The 19,329-nt window shown below is 44.0% G+C and carries 16 protein-coding genes; 3 read left to right on the top strand and 13 right to left on the bottom strand.

Annotated elements, in window-relative coordinates; all coding sequences use genetic code 11:
• Positions 1–30: 30 nt before the first annotated feature.
• A complete protein-coding gene (locus FKX85_RS18165; protein WP_141616085.1) occupies positions 31–1,341 on the top strand; it encodes a glycosyltransferase family 4 protein in 1,311 nt (436 codons plus the stop codon).
• Positions 1,316–2,422 carry a DegT/DnrJ/EryC1/StrS family aminotransferase gene (locus FKX85_RS18160; RefSeq protein WP_141616084.1) on the top strand — a complete coding sequence of 369 codons (1,107 nt, stop codon included), beginning with the start codon at positions 1,316–1,318 and terminating at the stop codon, positions 2,420–2,422. The genes FKX85_RS18165 and FKX85_RS18160 overlap by 26 nt, the downstream gene beginning before the upstream one ends.
• 59 nt (positions 2,423–2,481) lie before the next feature.
• On the opposite strand, the gene FKX85_RS18155 is transcribed toward FKX85_RS18160, so the two are convergent.
• From FKX85_RS18155 to FKX85_RS18135, 5 genes are read right to left on the bottom strand one after another with little or no spacing between them, the layout of a single operon-like run.
• Positions 2,482–3,972 (bottom strand): lipopolysaccharide biosynthesis protein, encoded by a 1,491-nt coding sequence (locus tag FKX85_RS18155; protein ID WP_141616083.1) that lies wholly within the window; start codon positions 3,970–3,972, stop codon positions 2,482–2,484.
• 3 nt (positions 3,973–3,975) lie between these two features.
• Positions 3,976–4,692, bottom strand: coding sequence for a class I SAM-dependent methyltransferase (locus FKX85_RS18150; protein WP_141616082.1), 717 nt, complete (start codon positions 4,690–4,692; stop codon positions 3,976–3,978).
• Positions 4,693–4,743: 51 nt separating this feature from the next.
• A complete protein-coding gene (locus tag FKX85_RS18145; protein ID WP_141616081.1) occupies positions 4,744–5,601 on the bottom strand; it encodes a glycosyltransferase family 2 protein in 858 nt (285 codons plus the stop codon).
• Between the two features lie 21 nt (positions 5,602–5,622).
• Positions 5,623–6,333: a class I SAM-dependent methyltransferase gene (locus tag FKX85_RS18140; RefSeq protein ID WP_141616080.1), complete on the bottom strand. Its 711-nt coding sequence runs from the start codon at positions 6,331–6,333 to the stop codon at positions 5,623–5,625.
• A complete protein-coding gene (locus tag FKX85_RS18135; protein WP_141616079.1) occupies positions 6,317–8,752 on the bottom strand; it encodes a YfhO family protein in 2,436 nt (811 codons plus the stop codon). The genes FKX85_RS18140 and FKX85_RS18135 overlap by 17 nt, the downstream gene beginning before the upstream one ends.
• 1,298 nt (positions 8,753–10,050) lie before the next feature.
• Between FKX85_RS18135 and FKX85_RS18130 the strand changes: the two genes are divergently transcribed.
• Positions 10,051–10,896 carry a hydroxymethylglutaryl-CoA lyase gene (locus FKX85_RS18130; protein ID WP_141616078.1) on the top strand — a complete coding sequence of 282 codons (846 nt, stop codon included), beginning with the start codon at positions 10,051–10,053 and terminating at the stop codon, positions 10,894–10,896.
• A gap of 79 nt (positions 10,897–10,975) precedes the next feature.
• Here FKX85_RS18130 and dprA read toward each other — a convergent pair whose 3' ends face one another.
• The 8 genes from dprA to FKX85_RS18090 form a co-directional block, all read right to left on the bottom strand.
• Positions 10,976–12,097, bottom strand: coding sequence for a DNA-processing protein DprA (gene dprA / locus FKX85_RS18125; protein WP_141616077.1), 1,122 nt, complete (start codon positions 12,095–12,097; stop codon positions 10,976–10,978).
• The gene (locus FKX85_RS18120) at positions 12,078–12,431 is read right to left on the bottom strand and encodes a MerR family transcriptional regulator (RefSeq protein WP_141616076.1); all 354 of its coding nucleotides are present in this window, start codon (positions 12,429–12,431) and stop codon (positions 12,078–12,080) included. Before FKX85_RS18120 ends, dprA begins: the two co-directional genes overlap by 20 nt.
• A 542-nt stretch (positions 12,432–12,973) precedes the next feature.
• Entirely contained in the window at positions 12,974–14,308 is a 1,335-nt protein-coding gene (gene argH / locus FKX85_RS18115; protein WP_141616075.1) for an argininosuccinate lyase, read from the bottom strand.
• Positions 14,309–14,565: 257 nt separating this feature from the next.
• Positions 14,566–14,808 carry a four helix bundle protein gene (locus tag FKX85_RS21685; RefSeq protein ID WP_229239674.1) on the bottom strand — a complete coding sequence of 81 codons (243 nt, stop codon included), beginning with the start codon at positions 14,806–14,808 and terminating at the stop codon, positions 14,566–14,568.
• Between the two features lie 123 nt (positions 14,809–14,931).
• Positions 14,932–16,008: a M20 family metallo-hydrolase gene (locus FKX85_RS18105; protein ID WP_141616074.1), complete on the bottom strand. Its 1,077-nt coding sequence runs from the start codon at positions 16,006–16,008 to the stop codon at positions 14,932–14,934.
• 183 nt (positions 16,009–16,191) lie between these two features.
• On the bottom strand, positions 16,192–16,992 hold the full coding sequence (gene argB, locus FKX85_RS18100) for an acetylglutamate kinase (RefSeq protein WP_141616073.1): 801 nt from the start codon (positions 16,990–16,992) through the stop codon (positions 16,192–16,194).
• Between the two features lie 30 nt (positions 16,993–17,022).
• Entirely contained in the window at positions 17,023–17,964 is a 942-nt protein-coding gene (locus tag FKX85_RS18095) for an N-acetylornithine carbamoyltransferase (RefSeq protein ID WP_141616072.1), read from the bottom strand.
• Between the two features lie 151 nt (positions 17,965–18,115).
• Positions 18,116–19,258, bottom strand: coding sequence for an aspartate aminotransferase family protein (locus tag FKX85_RS18090; protein WP_141616071.1), 1,143 nt, complete (start codon positions 19,256–19,258; stop codon positions 18,116–18,118).
• Between the last annotated feature and the right edge of the window lie 71 nt (positions 19,259–19,329).

Below are 19,329 nucleotides of genomic sequence, written 5' to 3'. Positions count from 1 at the left end.
AATCTTCCAATAACCTTCTATCTTTACAATATGAAAGACACCAAGAAGGTATTGATCATTACCTATTACTGGCCGCCGAGTGCCGGGTCTGGTGTGCAACGCTGGTTAAAGTTTGCCAAATACTTACCCGATTTTGGCTGGGAGCCGGTGGTTTTTACACCAGAGAACCCTGACTTTGAGCTGAAAGATGAGACCATGAACAAGGAGGTATCACCTCACTGGGAGGTTATCAAATTCCCAATTTGGGAACCTTATGGCGTGTTTCGGTTCTTGAAGAAAAAAAAAGAGGGCAAAGCGGCCGATCCTTCCAAGTTGATTGAAAAGCGGAAGAAAAATTGGTTTGACCAGACAGCCATTTGGCTCCGTGCCAATGCCATCGTACCTGATCCCCGGGTGTTTTGGGTGAAGCCTTCCGTGGAGTTTTTGGAGGATATCGTCAAGAAAAACAATATCAAGGCCGTGATTACCACGGGTCCGCCACACAGCATACACTTGATCGGTCGTAACCTGAAGCGAAAGACCGGGTTGCCTTGGATAGCAGATTTCAGGGATCCATGGTCCACTTGGGAGTTTTTGGATACCCTGCCGATGATGAAAAGTATCCGTAGAAGACATGAAAAATTAGAAAGGTCGGTGTTCAGCGAAGCAGAAAAGGTGGTGACCATTTCTCCCACGTTTAAAGGAGAGTTGCGGAAAATTGCAGGTCGTGATATCGATCTGATCACCAATGGGTTTGATTCAGACGATTTGCCCGTTGGATTCAAAAAACAAAAGGAAAAAAGCAAAGTTTTTGAGATTGTTTACACAGGGATCATCGACGCGATACGGGACCCATTGCCCTTTTTGGAAGCATATAAAGAAGCATTTGAAGCAGGTGACCGGGAAGTGAAGTTAACTTTTGTAGGGCGGGTGAGTGAGAAAGTGACCCATTTTATCGAAAATGACCCGTGGCTTAATGAGCGGGTGGAATTTGCCGGATATGTCTCACATGAGGACGTTTTTGCCTATTACGAACGCTCAAATATGCTGCTATTGATTCTGACGAACACTAAGAATGCAAAGGGAAATATTCCAGGAAAACTGTTTGAGTACATTGCCACGGGGAGAAGAATCGTAGCCTTGGGAGACCCAAAAGGGGATGCTGCTACTATTATCAATGAAGCCGGGGCAGGAAGTGTGTTTTCCCATGAAGATGTGTCCGGAGTAAAACAATATCTCAATGATCAGGTGCTGATGGGAGAAGAGACATCGGCAGATCGTGACATGACACGGTTTGAGCGCAAAACATTGACCAAAAAACTAGCCCAATTGCTTGATGAACAGATCGATTCCATTTCTTGAGCTAGCTCCGATGCACGCCGATTTGGCCGATGAGCTTAAGGCGAAATTTGCTAAGCTGTTGGAGAAAGGTTTATTTTCGGGTGGTGAGGAAGTCGAAGCACTGGAGGTAACGATGCAGGAATTTTTGGGAATATCCCATGTTATCCCCTGTGCCAACGGGACAGATGCCCTGGAGCTGGCATTGAGAGCGCTGGAGATAGGCCCTGGGGACGAGGTGATCGTTCCGGCTTTGACCTGGGTGTCCACAGCAGAAGTGGTGAAAATGGTGGGAGCGGAAGTGGTTTTTTGTGATGTTGATACCGATGGATTGATCGATATCAAGCAAATGGAAAATTTGATTTCTCCTTCAACCAAGGCTGTTATTCCTGTTCATCTTTACGGGAAGATGGTGGAGATGAACCAATTGCTTCGTATCACGCGATCAATGGGAATTAAAGTCATCGAAGATGCCGCTCAGGCTTTTGGTGCTTTTCAGCAGGGGAAAAGTGCAGGAGCACTTGGAGAGATCGGTTGCTTCAGCTTTTATCCCACCAAGAATCTTGGAGCACTGGGAGAAGCGGGACTTTTGAGCACCCAGGACCCTTTATTGGAAGAAAGACTACGATTACTATTAAATCATGGACAAGCTCAACGGGATAGGCACGAGATTATCGGAAGAAATAGCCGAATCGATACGCTTCAAGCTGCTTTTTTAAATGTGAAGTTTTCCTGTTTCAAGGCTTGGCAGCAAAAACGTAAGGCCTTGGCAAAACTATATCTTGATCATTTGCAGCATCTAAAGGGAGTTGTGGTTCCTTCAAGCATCCTTCAGTCAGCTCATAATGCCCATCTCTTCACAATACAGACTGATGAACGGGATGCGTTAAAGGCTTATTTAGGTGAAAAGGGGATTGGTACTGCTGTCCACTATCCACTTCCTGTTCCAGTCATGCAGGCGTTTGGTGGGGAAAAGGATTTTCCAGTAGCCTCTAAGCTTTCTATATCCACCCTTTCGCTTCCCTTGCATCCTTATCTTCGGGAAGATGAGGTGAGGAGAGTCTGTGAGGAGATTCAGCTTTTTTTTTCTGCAAGGCTGGGATAGGTATAATGTCAGAAGACTTTTGGGAGTTGCGATCTAAGTCTGGAGACACTGGACAGTATTTAGTGGATGATACCGATTTTGCTCAAATACTTATTGACCACGACATTGAAGTCCGGAGAGCATTTGGTGAAATATACAGCTGGGATATACAGGATCAGTACGATGGCACTTTTTAGAATCAAATTCAGGTAAAAATTTTCCATATTTGGTATCCAGTCCGTAATTGCCCAGACCACCGCTATGATCAGGATGGTTTTGAGGTTTTCGGTGGTGAATGGACTGAGCTGGTATTTCTGACGGAGAAAGAGGTAGCGAAGGCCATTGATCAAGGTCATGCTGATAAGTGAGGCCACTGCCGCACCGGTGACACCCATGACAGGGATCAGGAGATAGTTGGTAGCGATCAGCAAGGCCAAGGTCAAGAAGCCCATAAACAAATTGTAGTAATAGTGTTTAGAGACGGCAATGATTTGGTAATTGACAGAGGTGATGCAATCCACGAGCTGCGCCAAAGCGATATAGAGCAAAACAGGAATGGCCACCGCGTAGCTTTCTCCAAGATAGGCTCCCACGCTGTAGCGGTTGCACCATATACTTAAAAACAGCAATCCACCTACCACCAGCAAGGTCTGGCTACTTTTCTTATAGATAGTCTGGATCGTGGAATAGTCACCTTGCGCCATCGATTCTGAAATGGTCACGATAGATACTCTTCTGATGGCCTTGGCCGGGACACTGATGACCACGCCAAAAAAGAACAAAGTGGTATAGACGCCGACCGCATCTTCACCCATCAGCCACTGTACCATATATGTATCAATGTACAGGATCAAACCACCACTTAAAATTTCCAGCACTCCCGAGGATGAAATTCCGGCAATGGTCTTTTTTTCCTCCTGCGTGAATGGCCCTGGTTTTCCCAGCGTAAAGACGTTGGCACGCTTTAGCATGATGAAAGAGATACAGACTGGAAGGATGAAAATAGCCAGGTTAATGTAGATGAGTTCCTGAAAATCGATCAAGTGAAAATAGAACAACACCAATCCAAGAATAGGAAGTGCCTTTTGGATGATGCTCTCGGCGACCACACCAGGGAGTGGCTGGTGATTGGTGCGGAGATAGGCGTCCAGGATGTACTGGAAAATCCTAAAACCAATGACCACTAGCATACCAAGGTAAAACTCATTGTTGTAGTCAAATCCTTCAAAGCCTCCATCTTGGGTCTGGAAGATAAATGATTTCACCAGTAAAAAAACAGGAACAGCCAAGAGCAAGCCCATCATTCCCACAAGAAGTGAAAAGGTAATGAAACGCTTTTTCTTTTCCGGATTGGTTTTAAACTCAGGGACCATCTTTAGGGTGGTGAGATTGGTGCCCAGCGTAAAGATAGAAGCAAAAAGAGCAGTAGTGTTGAGTACCAGTTGGAGCAGGCCAATTTCACCTTCAGTGAGGATTTTTGGGCGTAACAAAGCAGACCCCACAAAGCCGATCAGAATCCCTGCATAAGCGATAATGGTCGTTTGTGAAGACTGTGTCCTGATGATGCCCATACGTTATGGTTTTATCCAGAAAGTGGTGTCAGAAAGTCCAGTCGTACAGGTGAAATGATCCCAATCCTTTAGTACCTTAAAGACCAGCTCATAGCTTGGCCGATCGGAATTATCCAATATCATCAAACCACCAGTTTTCAATTTTGGCAGGGAGTTGAGCAGACATGCCACCCGGGCACGTCCATCTATCAAGATGAAATCAAAATACCCATCTGAAAACTCGTCAGCGGCATGAAAATAGTCCCAAAATTCTTTTTTGTAGGAATAGTCTATTTCGGTTAATTGATGGGTGCTAAAGAAAGTGGGGAGGCTTTTGGGTTTATCGACTTCATTTTCCGCTATAAATCTGTAATCGATATTCTCCAAACCATTTTCATCCATCCACTGATGAACATGGGTGTACCAGCCTTTATGGTGTTCTACACTCACAAGTTTTTTGATACGGGAGGCAAAAAACTTACTACTCGATCCACTGCCAAATTCCAAGCCCACCATTTCTTGATCCAGCCAGCTTTTAAGGAAGTTGACAGCAGAGGGAGCAAACCAAGGGGCCGGTTTGTTCCACCAGCGATAGGTGTAGAATGCTCCCTTTATCAGTGGGCGACAAATCCTGTACCGGAGGTATTCCAGCCTGGCACCTTTATCCCTCTTCCAGTTTTTGTTGGGAAGGATACTCTTTTGTTGGGCTATTTGTAGTTGTTCAATGATAGGATTTGCCATGCTTGATTAGAAATCTTTTGCTTTTGGTGACCAAACTTATAAAAAATCAGGTTATTTACCGCTGATCTTTTGAAAGATGTTTTTCCATCTGTAAGAACGTATAAATTTACCTTCTTCTTTTGTGACAGCCCTTTCGGTTTTATCAAAAAATGAAGCCACGTATCCTACCATACTGTCCCAAAGATAGCGTGGTTTTTGCTGCTTCCAGCTGACTTTTGCCATGGATAAAAAAGCGATACCAATGCTATAGCGCATTTTGTACATGGCCTGACCCTGCATGTATTTTGCTTTTTTGGAATAGGAAGAGCCAGTCGGACGCAGGTGTTTTACCTTTAGTGCAGGAACGGTGACTATTCCAAAGCCATGATAACGCGCCAAAAGCTCATCCATGGTATCCCAGCCAATCGAACACCGTAATCCATTCATTTTATCAAAGCACTCTTTACGATAGGCTTTGAATGCTCCCCGGACATGGTCTTTGTCCATGGGGTGGTTGAGTTTCCATTCAGTACCTTCCTTTTCATAGGCAAACCCTCCTACGATGCCGGCATTGGGGTTGTCTAGGAAAACGCTAGTGATCTTTTCGAAATAATTTTTGGGAAGAATAAGGTCGGCATCAAGCTTCACAATAATATCAAAAGGCTGGTTGATTTCCTTAAATCCTTTTTCAAATGCTGCCACCACTTTGCTGCCCGGAAGGCGAGAAACCCCTGTCCGGCTATTGACCTTGGTGATCCAGGAGAAGTCTTTGGCATATCGGTCGATGATGGCTTCCGTTTGATCTGTGGAATTGTCATTGACTATGATTACTTGCTTGGGAAGTAGTGCTTGCTGGGTAAGAGAATCGAGTAAATTAGGCAAATACTGCGCCTCGTTGTGTGCAGGGATGATAACACAATAGTCTAGCATAATATGACTGGAGCTGCCTTACTACAGCAACCCTAGTAAGTTGGTTGGCAATTTTTCTTTGAGGTTTGCCCACTTTTTCTTAGGAGTAGGAGCGGCGATTCTCGTAAGTGGTTTGAAAATGAAATACTGAAAATCATTTTCCTCGTAAAAGACACTATAGGAAACGGCCTTATCCAAGTAATAGTCATTTACGGTGAGGCTTTCGATCAATCCAGCGATATTTACTGTTGACTCTACAAACTGTAAGCTTTCAGGGTCATTGTGTGCGTTCCATTCAGAGAATGGAGGGGTCGGTAGATTGATAAATACCGTGGTGTCTTGGTGTGAATGTTTCCTTACCGCTTCAAAAAGACGTAAATGTTTGTCTGTTGAAACTTGTTGCAGGATATCAGTGAGGATGAAGAAATCATAGGTTTCCCCCCGGTTTTCAAAAGCCTTCATCTCAGCCTTTACAAATGCCAGGTTTTTCTGTTTTTTCCAAAGTTCTGAGGCACGTTGTACCGTGTCTTCATTGATGTCCACTCCAAGGACTTTGCCGTTTTTCACCTTGTTAGCAAGTAAGTGGCTCAGTTCACCTAGTCCACAGCCTCCTTCGACGATCTTATGGTTGGATTTAAGCCCTTCTGCCATTAGTTTTTCCAGAATACATACGTTCAGTGCACTGATTTCCTTTTTTCTGGAATCAGTCGAAAATTGATCATAAAAACTGATGTATTTATCCTTTTCTTCCATAATTAGCATATTTGGTGAACGGTAAAATGAACCCTACAATTAGAACTAATATAATAAAATATTGGCATGATACCGCAATAAAAGAACCGCGATAATAGCTAGTAGGTTCAAATTTAAATACGATTTCTGACTGACCTTTAGGTACTACTAATCCTCTCAATAGGTAGTTGGTACGTAAAATATCTGATTTTTCACCATTTATGGTCACCGTCCAGCCTTCGGGATAATAGATTTCTGAAAATACCACTAGTCCTGCTTTGGAGGCATTTATGGTATATTCCAACTTGTTGGGCTGGTGGCTTTTGATGGAGACCGTTCCTGCACCAGCTTCCGCTTTGTATTCATTGGTATTGATCGTGGCTTGGGACTTGGTGTTGATTTGTGAAATTTTACTGATTTCTTCATCATTGCTGTTTACTGATACGATTTCTTGGGGAAACCATGCAGGACCGTTGGCTTCGGGATTTTGGAATACTGCTTTTTCACTATTACCCGCCAGAATATACTTGGTATTGAGCATGTTGAGCGCAGGGAGATTGGCATAGTCAAAATTACCTTCTTGGGCTTTTTTTACGAATTGGGAAATTTCTGTTTGAAGTACCCTGTCGATCAAATCCTGATATCGCCTCATTTTGGCACCATGGTAACCTCCGATGCTATGGAAGCGATAACTGGTCCTTGCCTCTTTGAAGGTGTTTTGGAGGTTGAGCACTCTGAAGTACTCGTCATCCTGCATGATCTTTTTATCAGCAGGGGTAGGGGCAAAATAACTTTCACTTGGGCTTTTCTTCAATGAGTCATCGTTCAGGTAGCGTTTATTGATGGTCCATACATCAGCGACTACTAAAATGGCAATTCCCAAAGTGGCATAGCGGTAGTTGACTTTTCCTTTGATAGCAAGGAAGATGAGCAAAGCACTGGGAAGGATAAAAGCCAAACTTCTCAGGGCGTCATTGCGCAACATGGCTTTTCGGTCTTCACGCAGGGCATCGGTCAGCCAGTTGGGGAAGCTCGCGTCTGCGGCTCCTTTAAATCCGAAAGCTCCCGCCAAGAGGATCAGCAATAAAACAAATCCACCCACCATCCCGATGGAAAGTAGCAATGCCTTGGTTTTTTTCTGTTTGTCATTGTCCGCATATAAATGCTCCAAGCCGATACATCCCAAAACGGGCACCGCAAACAAGGTAATGCCTAGCGCCATGGAAACCGCCCTGAACTTATTGTAGCCAGGCAGTATATCGAATAGTGTATAGTTAAACCATGCCAAATTTTTTCCCCAAGCTAACATGAGTGATAGTACAGTGATGGCTACAAAGATGTTTCTAAATCGCTTAGGTGCGTAAATGATACCAATCACAAAGAGGAATGCCATAATGATACTACCGTAAATGGGGCCTCCTGTAAAGGGTTGATCTCCCCAATAGGTAGGGGCACCCTGAAGAAAATTGGATAGTTGTGCACCAGAGACCCCGTTTTGCTGGAGTGCTTCAGCGGCATTTGAGTCAGATCCGAGCCCCTCTTGACTGGCACCACCAGAGAAGTTGGGCACCAAGAGGGTGAGGGATTCCAATTTCCCCTGAGACCAACTAAAGGCATATTCCTTGCTAAGGCCTGCTTCATTTTCATCGGCTGTTTCGAGGAGTTTTTCACCGCGAATGGAGTATTTTCCATATTCCAGCACAGACATAAGCCTGTTAGCGTTCGCCCCGACCGCGATCAGTCCACCGATAATGAGGATTCCGGCGATTTTCCCAAATTCCGGCAATCTTTTCTCTTTGATATAATAGGTTAATTGGCCAATAGCATAAATCAGGACCACGATCAGGGTATAGTAGGTGATCTGGAGGTGATTAAAGCGAATCTGTAGCATCAAGGCCATAGCCGTAATGGCAAAACCCAGGAGTTTTTTACCGTTAAAGGCCATATTGATCCCCGCCAAAATCAATGGAACAAGGCATATAGCCCATATTTTGGCATTGTGCCCTGCTTCGAGACTGAGCATGTGGAAGGTGTTAAAGGCAAAGGCCCAGGCACCCATTATCGAAATCTCTGTCCTTACCCGAAAGGTCATTAGCAAAATGTACATGCTGACCATTCCAAAGAATAGCCCATTGATGGGGTGGGGAAGCCCTAATGTTATAGTGCTTATCACCGCCCTCGAAATATCACCAGGATATTCTGTGTTGACCAGATAGGCCGGCATTCCGCCAAACATGCTATTGGTCCATAATCCTTCTTCTCCTGTTTCCTTCCTAAAGTCAATCATTTCCTTCGCAGAGCCTTCCCATTGGAGGATGTCGTTTTGGAAGATCATCTTTCCGTCAAATAGGATCGGAGAGAAGTACATTACGATCAGGATGTAAAAAGAAACGATCCCTAAAAGATGCGGCAGTATTTGCTGCTTAAAGTTGACTTGCATGCTTGCTGGTTTGGTTAGCGCTATATCAAAACGATATGCAAATTAAAAATTAATAGGGATTTCTAATAGGGAAAATGAGCGAGATGTTATCAGGTGTTCAGTACCTGTATCTATGCGTTTTGATCTTTGTTCTATCAATTGCTTGAAAGATATTGGTAGTTAACGCCAAATTTTGCTTTGAGGCTAAGGTGCTTTGCTTGCTTTTACGTTGATTTGGTAAAAAATTTATTGATCTAATGTTTATATGTGGAATATTTCAAATAACTAATGTTTGATATTAGTATTTATTATAAATTTGAATAGTTAGCTTAGTTGGATGTAAGGACGTTGGGATTGGCGTCTAATTTTGAGTTGTACTGAAGATGAAAGTAGTTGAAGTACTTCTTTACTGCTCAGAGGTAACGTCCGAAATTTAACTTATGGGTTTATTATTAATTGACTAAGGCTATGAGACGTTGTTTCATAGCTTTTTTATGGCTCTGTATGAAATACTGTGGATAAAGGGATCAAGCGGAAAAGTTGGGGGGATTAGGGTTGGTTTCGATAGCACGCAGATGGTGCAGATTAATAAGATTTACGCTGATTTTTTATAATAAACGCGATTTAAAATACCGTCCTTGCGAATGCAGAGCAACGGAGTGAAGCAATCTCGTTTTCTTAATACGGGATTGCCACGTTCCCGATAGGTCGGGACAGGCTATACTTCCTCGCTATGACGGATTTATACTGATTTTATAATCTACACATTACTATTGCTAAATTAAAGAGAAATATGCTTACCAAAACCACCTGGAAATCTCTCATCTTCCAGAAATATTGCTTGATCCTCAAAATGTGCTAAAAAGGAGGCAAGCGAAAAAGTTGAGGGCATGAATCCCTTTATTTTAATAGGATTTCTTTTTTGTTTTTTTGCCACAAAGATTCTAAGACCCAAAGCTGTTTGTTTTCCATGAAATTTGGAATCCGCCTACAAAACACTTCGTGTCTTGGCGACTTCGTGGCGACATACCAAATGAATATAAATCTTCTCCCGCCCCCAGAAATATTGCTTGATCCGAATAAAGTAGGATTAGGCGGGAAAATTGGCTGTTTGACAGAGTCTTTTGTTGATGGAACGCAGGAGATGCAGATTGGGCTGATTTTTGCTGATTCATTTTACAAGATTCGAGGATCTATATATGCTGATTAGACTGGGAGAATTTTTTACTGCGTTTACCCTGCATCGGTAGTTGGTAAGTCACAGATAGTCACATAAATTTTATACCTTCGATCGGTCACAAACGTATAAATTTACTACCATGAAAATCATCGAATGCCCTAGGGATGCCATGCAGGGACGAGCGGAATTTATCGATACGGCCATCAAGGCTGCTTATATCAATCAGCTGTTGGAAGTAGGATTTGACACGGTGGACTTTGGGAGTTTTGTGAGCCCAAAGGCCATGCCACAGATGCGTGACACAGCTGAAGTACTCGACCTGTTGGATTTGTTCCATGCTAAGTCCAAGCTCTTGGCCATTGTGGCCAATGTTCGCGGGGCACAAGATGCCTTGCAATTTGAAGAGATCGATTATTTGGGATTTCCATTGTCCATATCCGAAACGTTTCAAAAAAGAAATACCAATAAAAGCATTCAAGAGGCCCTAGAAGTGGTCGAAAACCTTCAAAATATGTGCGAGGTGAAGGGGAGGACATTGGTAACCTATTTGAGTATGGGCTTTGGTAATCCTTACGGAGAGCCCTTTTCTGCGGATATTGTAGCCCAATTTGTCGGGAGACTAGATGAACTGGGCGTTAAGATTATTGCTTTGTCAGATACCATTGGAGTGGCAAAGCCCGAGATGGTCGAAGCACTTTTTAGGACTAATATCGAAGCCTTTCCACACATTGAGTTTGGTGCCCACTTTCACAGCAGGCCAGAAAGCACAGCAGAAAAGGTCGAAGCTGGGCTCAGAGGAGGTTGCAAAAGGTTTGATGGAGCCATTAAAGGATTTGGTGGATGTCCGATGGCTAATGATGAGCTGGTAGGAAATGTAGCCACCGAAACACTGATTGATGTTTTAGAACAAAATCACGGTGACCTCGGATTGAACAAAGAAGAGTTTGGGGAAGCATTTAAGTTGGCCAATTTTGTTTTTCAGTAGTGATGTGAAAAGGTTGAGATGTTTGAAGGTTTACAGTGGCCAACTTCCAAACCAAAAACTTTTAACCTCTAATCGTTATTTACACTAGTTGATACTTTTTGCCGGGAAGTGCTTTAACAACACCTTGAAACTCCAGGCCAAGCAGGAGCGAGGCCACTTGGGAAACGGGAATTTGGCTTTGCCAACTCAATTGATCGATTTCCAACGGGTTCTTTTCCATAAGCATGCGGAGAATTTGCTGTTCCCGTTCAGTATATTGTTTGAGCTCAATGGAGTTTTTGCTCGGTTGGTCTGCGTTGTCTTCACTGGTGGTCCACGAGAGTGCCTCCTGGATATCACGAGGACCGGTATAAATGCTGGATTTCATCGATCTGATCAGATTATTACAACCTTCGCTGTAAGTGTTTTGTAGGTTACCGGGTACTGCGAAGACTTCCCGGTTATAGCTGTAGGCAATTTCTGCAGTGATGAGCGCACCTCCTTTTTTGGCAGCTTCTACTACGATCAGTGCATCCGAAAGGGCTGCGATAATCCGATTTCGTGCGGGGAAATTATTGGGATGCATGGTGGTGCCGACAGTATATTCAGTAGTTAATCCACCGTTTTTGGCCATGCTTTCAGCAGTGCTTCTGTGGGCGGCAGGGTAGAGTGTCTCTAGTGAATTGCCCAATACTCCAATGGTGGGCAGGCCGCAATCCAAGGCTGCTCTGTGTGAGGTAATGTCGATGCCATAGGCCAGGCCACTGATGACTGTTGGCTGAAAGGGAGCCAGTGCTTCAACAATCTTCCGGGTGGTGTTTTTCCCATAATCAGAAGCATTTCGCGTGCCCACAATACCAATGCTTCTCTTAGGGTTAAGGTCTATATGGCCTTTGGTAAACAGCAGAACTGGAGCGTCCATAAAGGATTTTAGTCTGCTTGGGTAGGAAAGGTCAAGGTAAGTGTGGATTGTGATCTGGTGTTTTTCACAATCTTCTAAGACTTTTTCTGCCTTTTTTAGGTAGGCATCTTTTTGGTTTCGAATAGCCAGTAGCATGCTGCCAATTCCCGGGATTTTTGCGGCCCGTCCCTTTGGCATGGTGAAAAAATTGGCTGCTGACCCACAATAGCTTATGATGTTTTTGAAGGCGTATGGACCCAGTTTGGGAATCAGACTTAATGCAATCGTATAAAGTAGTGTTTCATGGGGTGTCTTCTGCATGGATGTTATTGCGGATTTCTGACAAAAAATCCCTGATCTCTTTTAGGCGGTTGACCATTCCGGCTTTGTCAGAAACCTCGTATTGGTCTTTTTTAATGATTTCCTGAGCACCTTGGAGCGTATAGCCCTTTTCCTTTACCAAGTGAAAAATCAGTCCGATCTTTTCGATGTCTTCTTTGGTAAACCTCCTGTTGCCTTTTTTGTCCTTCTTGGGCTTGATGATGTCAAATTCCCCTTCCCAATAACGGATCAGTGATGTGGCTACGCTAAACTTCTCGGCCACTTCACCAATGGAGTAGTATTTCTTTTCTATTTCTCGTTCTTTGTACGGCACCTTTCTAAAATGTTTTAAAACCCAAAATAACGAATTTTGGAGAAAGATGGCAATGGAAGGTGGGAATTTAGTATCAAGTAGTAAGTATCAAGATAGAGAAAAGAATAAAGAGCAAAGACAGTTAATGACAAAGTAACTTGTCGGTAACGTCATGCGAACGCAGAGTAACGGAGTGAAGCAATCTCCTTCTCTTGTGAGAAGACTGCTTCGTCATTCCTCTCTGCTTGGCTGTAGACAGGTTCGTAGTGACCGATTTTGAAGAAAAAAATTATCAAGTAAATTCAGGACGTGGCAATATTGCTCATCCAGATTTGCAATCCGGATGTCGGATAAGGCGGATTTGTAATCCACGGGTAACGTGAATATGTGTAAGAAATTTATTGTAATAGATGATTAATGGCTGTTAGGATATTTCTCTGTCCAATGTTATAGACATAAAGGAGATGAAAAAATAACAAAACAAAGAAAACCGTAGACTGAGCGGACCTGCCTAGCCGGATGGATTCGAAGGCTATTCCAGGGCTCCGCTCAGTGTCTATTGGCTATGCTTCAAGCAATTTCGTATAACTAGCCTCAATCGCACTAAAATCAAATTTAGTCAATGCGGTTTCCATTTTTTCTTTGATTTCATCGAGACAAAGCTGCCCAATGCTGCCTTCATGGCTGTGGTTGACAGCGTGGTTTGGCGAGAAATCATCGCTTTCGATATCCAGGCCTACTTTTTTATAGGCGTCACGGAAGGGCACACCTTGCAAAACCAGTTCATTGACCACTTCCACACTGAAGAGGTGCTTGTAGAATTTATCATCCAAGATACCTGCTTTTATCTCGATGTGCTCAAGCATAAACTTGGTGATCTGCAGACAATCCTTGAGCTTTTCGAAATCGGGAAAAGTCGTTTCCTTCAGCAGTTGGAGGTCACGGTGATAGCCTGTAGTGGTATTGGTTATCTGCATCATCAGGTTTTGAGGGGCACTTTGGATCTGGTTGGCCTTGGCACGGATCAGCTCGAAGACATCAGGGTTCTTTTTGTGAGGCATGATGCTGGATCCTGTCGTGAGATTGTCCGGGAACTTTACAAAGCCAAAATGTTGGTTCATAAAGATGATAATGTCCGCAGAAAGCCTGTTCAATGTGCCAGCCATTCCTGCCATGGCAAAGGCTATGACCTTCTCCGTTTTGCCACGGTTGTTTTGGGCATTGATGACGTTATAGTGCATGTCTTTGAAGCCAAGGAGTTGGGTGGTCATGGTTCGATTTAGCGGAAATGAGGAACCGTAGCCTGCTGCTGAACCGAGAGGATTTCTGTCGGACAGATTGTAAGCGGCCAGCCAGAGTTCCATGTCTTCTGCCAGGGACTCCGCCATAGCACCGAACCACAGTCCAAAAGAAGACGGCATGGCCAATTGGGTGTGGGTATAACCCGGCATAAGGTCATTTTTATGTTTATCGGCTAAGGTGATCAGCAGGTCAAAGAGTGCCTTCGCATCTTCCAATACCTCTTGGATGACAGCACGATAGTATAGTTTCAGGTCTACCGCTACTTGATCATTTCTGGAGCGACCGCTATGCAGTTTTTTTCCGACATCACCATAGCGTTCGGTCAGCAGAAACTCTACCTGAGAATGGACATCTTCCACCCCTGGGTCGATTTTGAAAGTACCCTCTTGGATTTCCTGATAGATTTCCTTCAGTCCTTTTTTAAGAATTGCCAGTTCGTCTTTAGTAAGCAGGTCAATACTCTCGAGCATGGTCGCATGTGCCAAAGAACCCAGTACATCAAAAGGAGCCAGCACAATGTCAAATTCAGGATCACGTCCAATTGTGAACTGTTCTACTTCCTTGGTGCTGGTGGTGTTTTTTTGCCAAAGTTTCATGGGGAATTGTTGTCGTTAATGTTATTTGATTCGAAAACTGCTATTTCAATCTTTGTTTTTTGGGATAATCAGTATTCAGTGGTCGGTAATCAGTGATCGGTATTCAGTTTAATTTCATTCCGTCGCTAACTACAGAATGATGCTGATTTAGTCATCATAGCAGTTAGCATTTTGTCAATTGATTTACAAAGATCTATTAAGTCATCCGAAGCCTCCTTAGAAATGTATTTGTAATCTAAAGCTGTTTCAATCCAGTGTTATGTCTCTATTTGCTCTGCATCTGGGTCAGTCAATTTACTGATAAAATGTTTCTCGTATCTTCTTCTTCCCAAAGCTTCCGCTATTTGCGCTCCAATGGATCGAGAGCATCGTCCTACTTGGTCTGTGAGAGAATAAGTTTTTTCCTTTGGAAATTCTTTAGTTATCTTAAAAACTTCCTCTGTCAATTGCTTAGATATGTTGTAAACCTGTAATTCTTTAAAACTCTTACCATAATCCATAGATGAAATTACAAAATAAATATGTTCCGACTTAATCTTTTGTAGAAGTCGATACCGGTCACTGATTACGGATCACCGATTAATGGTCACTGATCACTATATTACGGCTGACTACATGGTGTTTTATTTCAAATGTACATATGTATCTAAAATAGCCACATACCGATCAATTCCCTGATCGATTTCGTCGAGGTGGATAAATTCATCCGGGCTGTGTGAACGGGCAGAATCACCGGGGCCGATTTTGATCGACGGGTAAGGGATCAATGCCTGATCAGATAGGGTTGGGCTGCCATAGCATTTGAGTGATAATTGATCGATTACTTCCCAGATGCGGTGGGTTTTTGGCAATGCGGAAGAGTTGAGCCGCATGGATCTTGGTTGGAGATCAGCTTTTAGGAAGCCCTTGAGTTCATCCAAGGCCTGCTGAAGGGTATAGCTGTCTGTGACCCTGACGTCTATTGTATAGACACATTTGTCCGGCACGACATTGTGCTGTGAACCCGCTTGGATGATGGTGGCTGATACTTTGCTTTCGCCCAAGTAATCGGATACTTTTTTGAATTTATAATCTTTGAGGGCATTGAGGTCGGGAAGTGCTTCGTAGAGTGCGTTTACGCCTTCGTTTCTGGCAGCATGACCTGCTTTTCCCGTCACGGTGGCATCGATGACCATCAGCCCTTTTTCAGCAACGGCCACATCCAGCAGTGTTGGTTCTCCTACGATGGCCAGTGCTATCGTTGGCAATTCTTTCAGTAACAAAGCAATGCCATTTTTTCCACTTACTTCTTCCTCAGCGGTGGCTGCCAAAATGAGGTTGTAAGGGAGTTTTTGCTCATAGAAATGGACAAAGGTAGCGATAAGGCTGACTAGGCATCCTCCTGCATCATTACTGCCCAACCCGTATAGTTTCCCATCTTCTACAATGGCCTTAAAAGGATCTTTGGTGTAGCCATTGTTGGGTTTTACAGTGTCATGGTGGGAATTGAGAAGGATGCTGGGCAGTTTGGGATCAAAATGCTTATTGACTGCCCAAACATTGTTTTGTAACCGCTTTACCTGGACGCCTTTTTTGGTCAGGTAATCTGCCAGCAGCTGTGCGGTGTTTTCTTCCTCCCGGCTAAGAGAAGGGGTTTCTATTAGTTGTTGTAGAAGTTGTTTGGCTTCTTGTTTAAGTTCATGGATGATTGGGTAGGGCATGTCTGTTAAGTATCTATTTCAAGTGTAGTGTCAAAAGTAATGAATCAAAAGGCATCTGCTGCTGTCACGTCCTGAATTCAGTTGACACTTTTTTGCTTACTTTTTCTTTATCCACTTACAAGGGGCATTAACAAAAAGGAAACGACATTGACGCTTACATCTGTAATTCCATTCATTATAATATCAATAAAGATCGTACCGGTGTCGCTCGATATTGGTGCCTGATTTTTTGCCTTTGGAGGCTAAGATCAGGTTTTCTGCTTTGCCCAGCCACACATTGCTGACTCCCTTGTGAAGTGCACTGAAGGCATTGTCCAGCTTGGGGATCATGCCGCTATGGATAACGTTGTCCCTTTTGAGTTCATCATAAATGTCCTCGTTGATTTTGGGGACGAGTGAATCATCATTGTTTTCATCGATCAGTACCCCGGCTTTATTAAAGCAGAAATACAGTCTTACGGTATGCTTTACGGACATGGATGTGGCGATTTCAGAAGCAATGGTATCCGCATTGGTATTTAGCAGGTTGCCTTTTCGATCGTGCGTGATGGCCGAAAATACCGGCACGACATCTTTTTCCAATAGCACTTCCATCAGTTCGGTATTTATTTCTTTGACATCTCCTACAAATCCGTAGTCGATGTCTTTTACCGGACGCTTCGCTGAACGAATAAGATTTCCGTCAGCACCAGTGAATCCCATGGCGTTTTGCTCAAATTGCTGGAGTTTGGCCACGATCTTTTTATTGATCAGACCGGCATAGACCATGGTGACCACGTCCAGGGTATCCGCATCGGTAATCCGTCGGCCATCGACCATTTTTGGTTCGATTCCCAGGCTTGAGCCAAATTTGGAAGCCATGACACCACCTCCATGAACGAGGATTTTTTTTCCTTCCAAGCGGGAAAACAGGAGTAAAAACTCATCCAGCTTTTGGGGGTCATCGATGACGTTCCCGCCGATTTTGACAATGCTTATATTCATATCAGGTAATAGGTTGTGATGGTCACGGGATTATTTCAAAAGCTCACTAATGGCTGCTTGGGCAGCGAAAATCCGGTTTTTGGCTTGGTGCTGGACAAGGCTTCTTGGTCCATCCAGGATTTCGTCCGAAAGCTCTACGTTTCTTCTCACTGGAAGGCAGTGCATTACTTTGGCATTGGGTGCCTGCCCAAGTTTTTGTTCATTGAGCATCCAGGATTCATCGGTGCAAAGGATTTTCCCGTAATCATTAAAGGCACTCCAATTTTTAACGTAAACAAAATCGGCATCGGCCAGTGCTTTGTCCTGGTCGTGTTCGATTTTGGCCCCGTTTGTGAAGCGCTCGTCCAACTCATATCCTTCCGGATGGGTGATGGTCACATCGTGGCCACATCCAATGGACCATTCGGCAAAGGAATTGGCTACAGCATGCGGAATAGCTTTGATATGCGGAGCCCAGGTAAGGACTACTTTAGGCTTGTCTTTTTTCTTGTGCTCATCAATGGTTACCATATCGGCCAAGCTCTGCAAAGGATGGCGGATAGCACTTTCCAAGCTGATCAATGGCAGCCCACTGTGCTTTGCGAACTGATGGAGGATGAAATCTTCACTATCTTCATCTTTATTGCTAAGAGAGGGGAAAGCCCGCAGCGCCAGGATGTCGAAATAGCTTCCCAATACACCCGCTGCATCCCGGATGTGTTCGGCTTTGCCCTGGTTCATGATCACTCCATCTTCCATTTCCAGTGCCCAGCTTTCTTTATCCATATTCAGGACAATGGACTCCATGCCAAGGTTTGATGCAGCAATTTGAGTGCTGAGGCGCGTTCTTAGGCTAGGATTAAGAAATAATAATCCAATTCGCTTGCCCCTACCAAGGTTACTATCAGAAAGTGGTTCTTTTTTGTATTCCAAGGCTTTTTTAATAAGCTGATCAGCAAGGGATTTGTTTTCAAATTGGGTGTAATATTTCATGCTTTTTTGTTTTCTAGCAAAGCCTCAAGGACTGCATCATTTAACTTGGTCTTTTCGGTTTTGCTGTGTTTTTCCTATTCTTTTAACTCAATTACTCTGGTGAAATATTGCAAGAAGTCACCTTGATCTTTGGTTCGATGAGTTGGTGAAATTATGCCTGTTTGACTTTCAGTACTTCTTCTAGTTTCTCCACGAATAAAGTTAAGGCTTTTGGCTCAATATTCAGTGGAGGGAGTAACCGAATGGTATGCTTTCCTCCGGAGCTTCCGGTAAATATTTTATGCTCATGGATCAGGGCGGATCGAACCGGTGCGGCTTCGATTTCCAAGTCAAAGCCAATCATCAGTCCCCGCCCCCGTACTTCTGTCACGCCATCTACTTTCTCCAATGCCGCCATGATGGCTTTTCCATTTTTTGCTGCTGCGGCAATCAGGCTTTCTTCTTCGATCACTTCAAGCACCGCCAAAGCGGCGGCGCACGCCAAGTGGTTTCCTCCAAAGGTGGTTCCCAGCAGGCCATGTGAAGCCTTGAATTCAGGGCTGATCAGTACTCCGCCGATCGGAAATCCATTGCCCATTCCTTTTGCTACAGTGATCAAGTCAGGCTTTAGACCATCGACCCATTGATGGGCAAAGAACTTTCCTGTACGGGCATAGCCGGACTGTACTTCATCCAGGATCAATTTGGCACCGTATTGTTTGGTCAATCTGGAAAGGCCCAGCAAGAAAGCTGGATCAGGTACTTGGATTCCTCCAACTCCCTGGATGCCTTCCACGATCACACCGGCAATAGTTCCTTTTGCCAGCTGCTTTTCCACTGCTTCCAGATCATTGAAAGGTAAAATGTGTACATTTTCGTGTTCATTGAATGGCGCAATGATCTTGGGATTGTCGGTGAGGGCTACCGCTCCAGAAGTCCTGCCATGAAAGCCTTTGGTGAAGGCGATGAATCCTTTTTTGTCTGTTTCAAAAGAAGCGAGCTTCAAGGCGTTTTCATTGGCTTCCGCGCCAGAATTGCAGAGGAAAAGGTCGTAATCGGGATAGCCTGAAAGTTCTCCGAGTTTCATGGCCAATTCCTTTTGGATCGGGATCTGGACAGAGTTGGAGTAAAAGGCAATATTATCCAACTGTTCTTTGATCCGTTTGGTATAGTGCGGATGGCTATGTCCAATGCTGATCACAGCATGACCACCATATAGATCTAAATATTCAGTGCCATGGTCGTCCCAGATTTTGCTTCCGGAAGCTTTTACCGGAGTGACATTGATCAGGGGGTATACGTCAAATGGTTTCATGTGTTAGGATATAAAGTTGTTAAGGGATTGGGGTTGTACTGCCAATCAATTTCGGTTAAGTCAAACACTGT

The sequence above is a fragment of the Echinicola soli genome (assembly GCF_006575665.1).
GTDB lineage: Bacteria > Bacteroidota > Bacteroidia > Cytophagales > Cyclobacteriaceae > Echinicola > Echinicola soli.
This window is presented reverse-complemented; position numbering and strand designations above follow the sequence as displayed.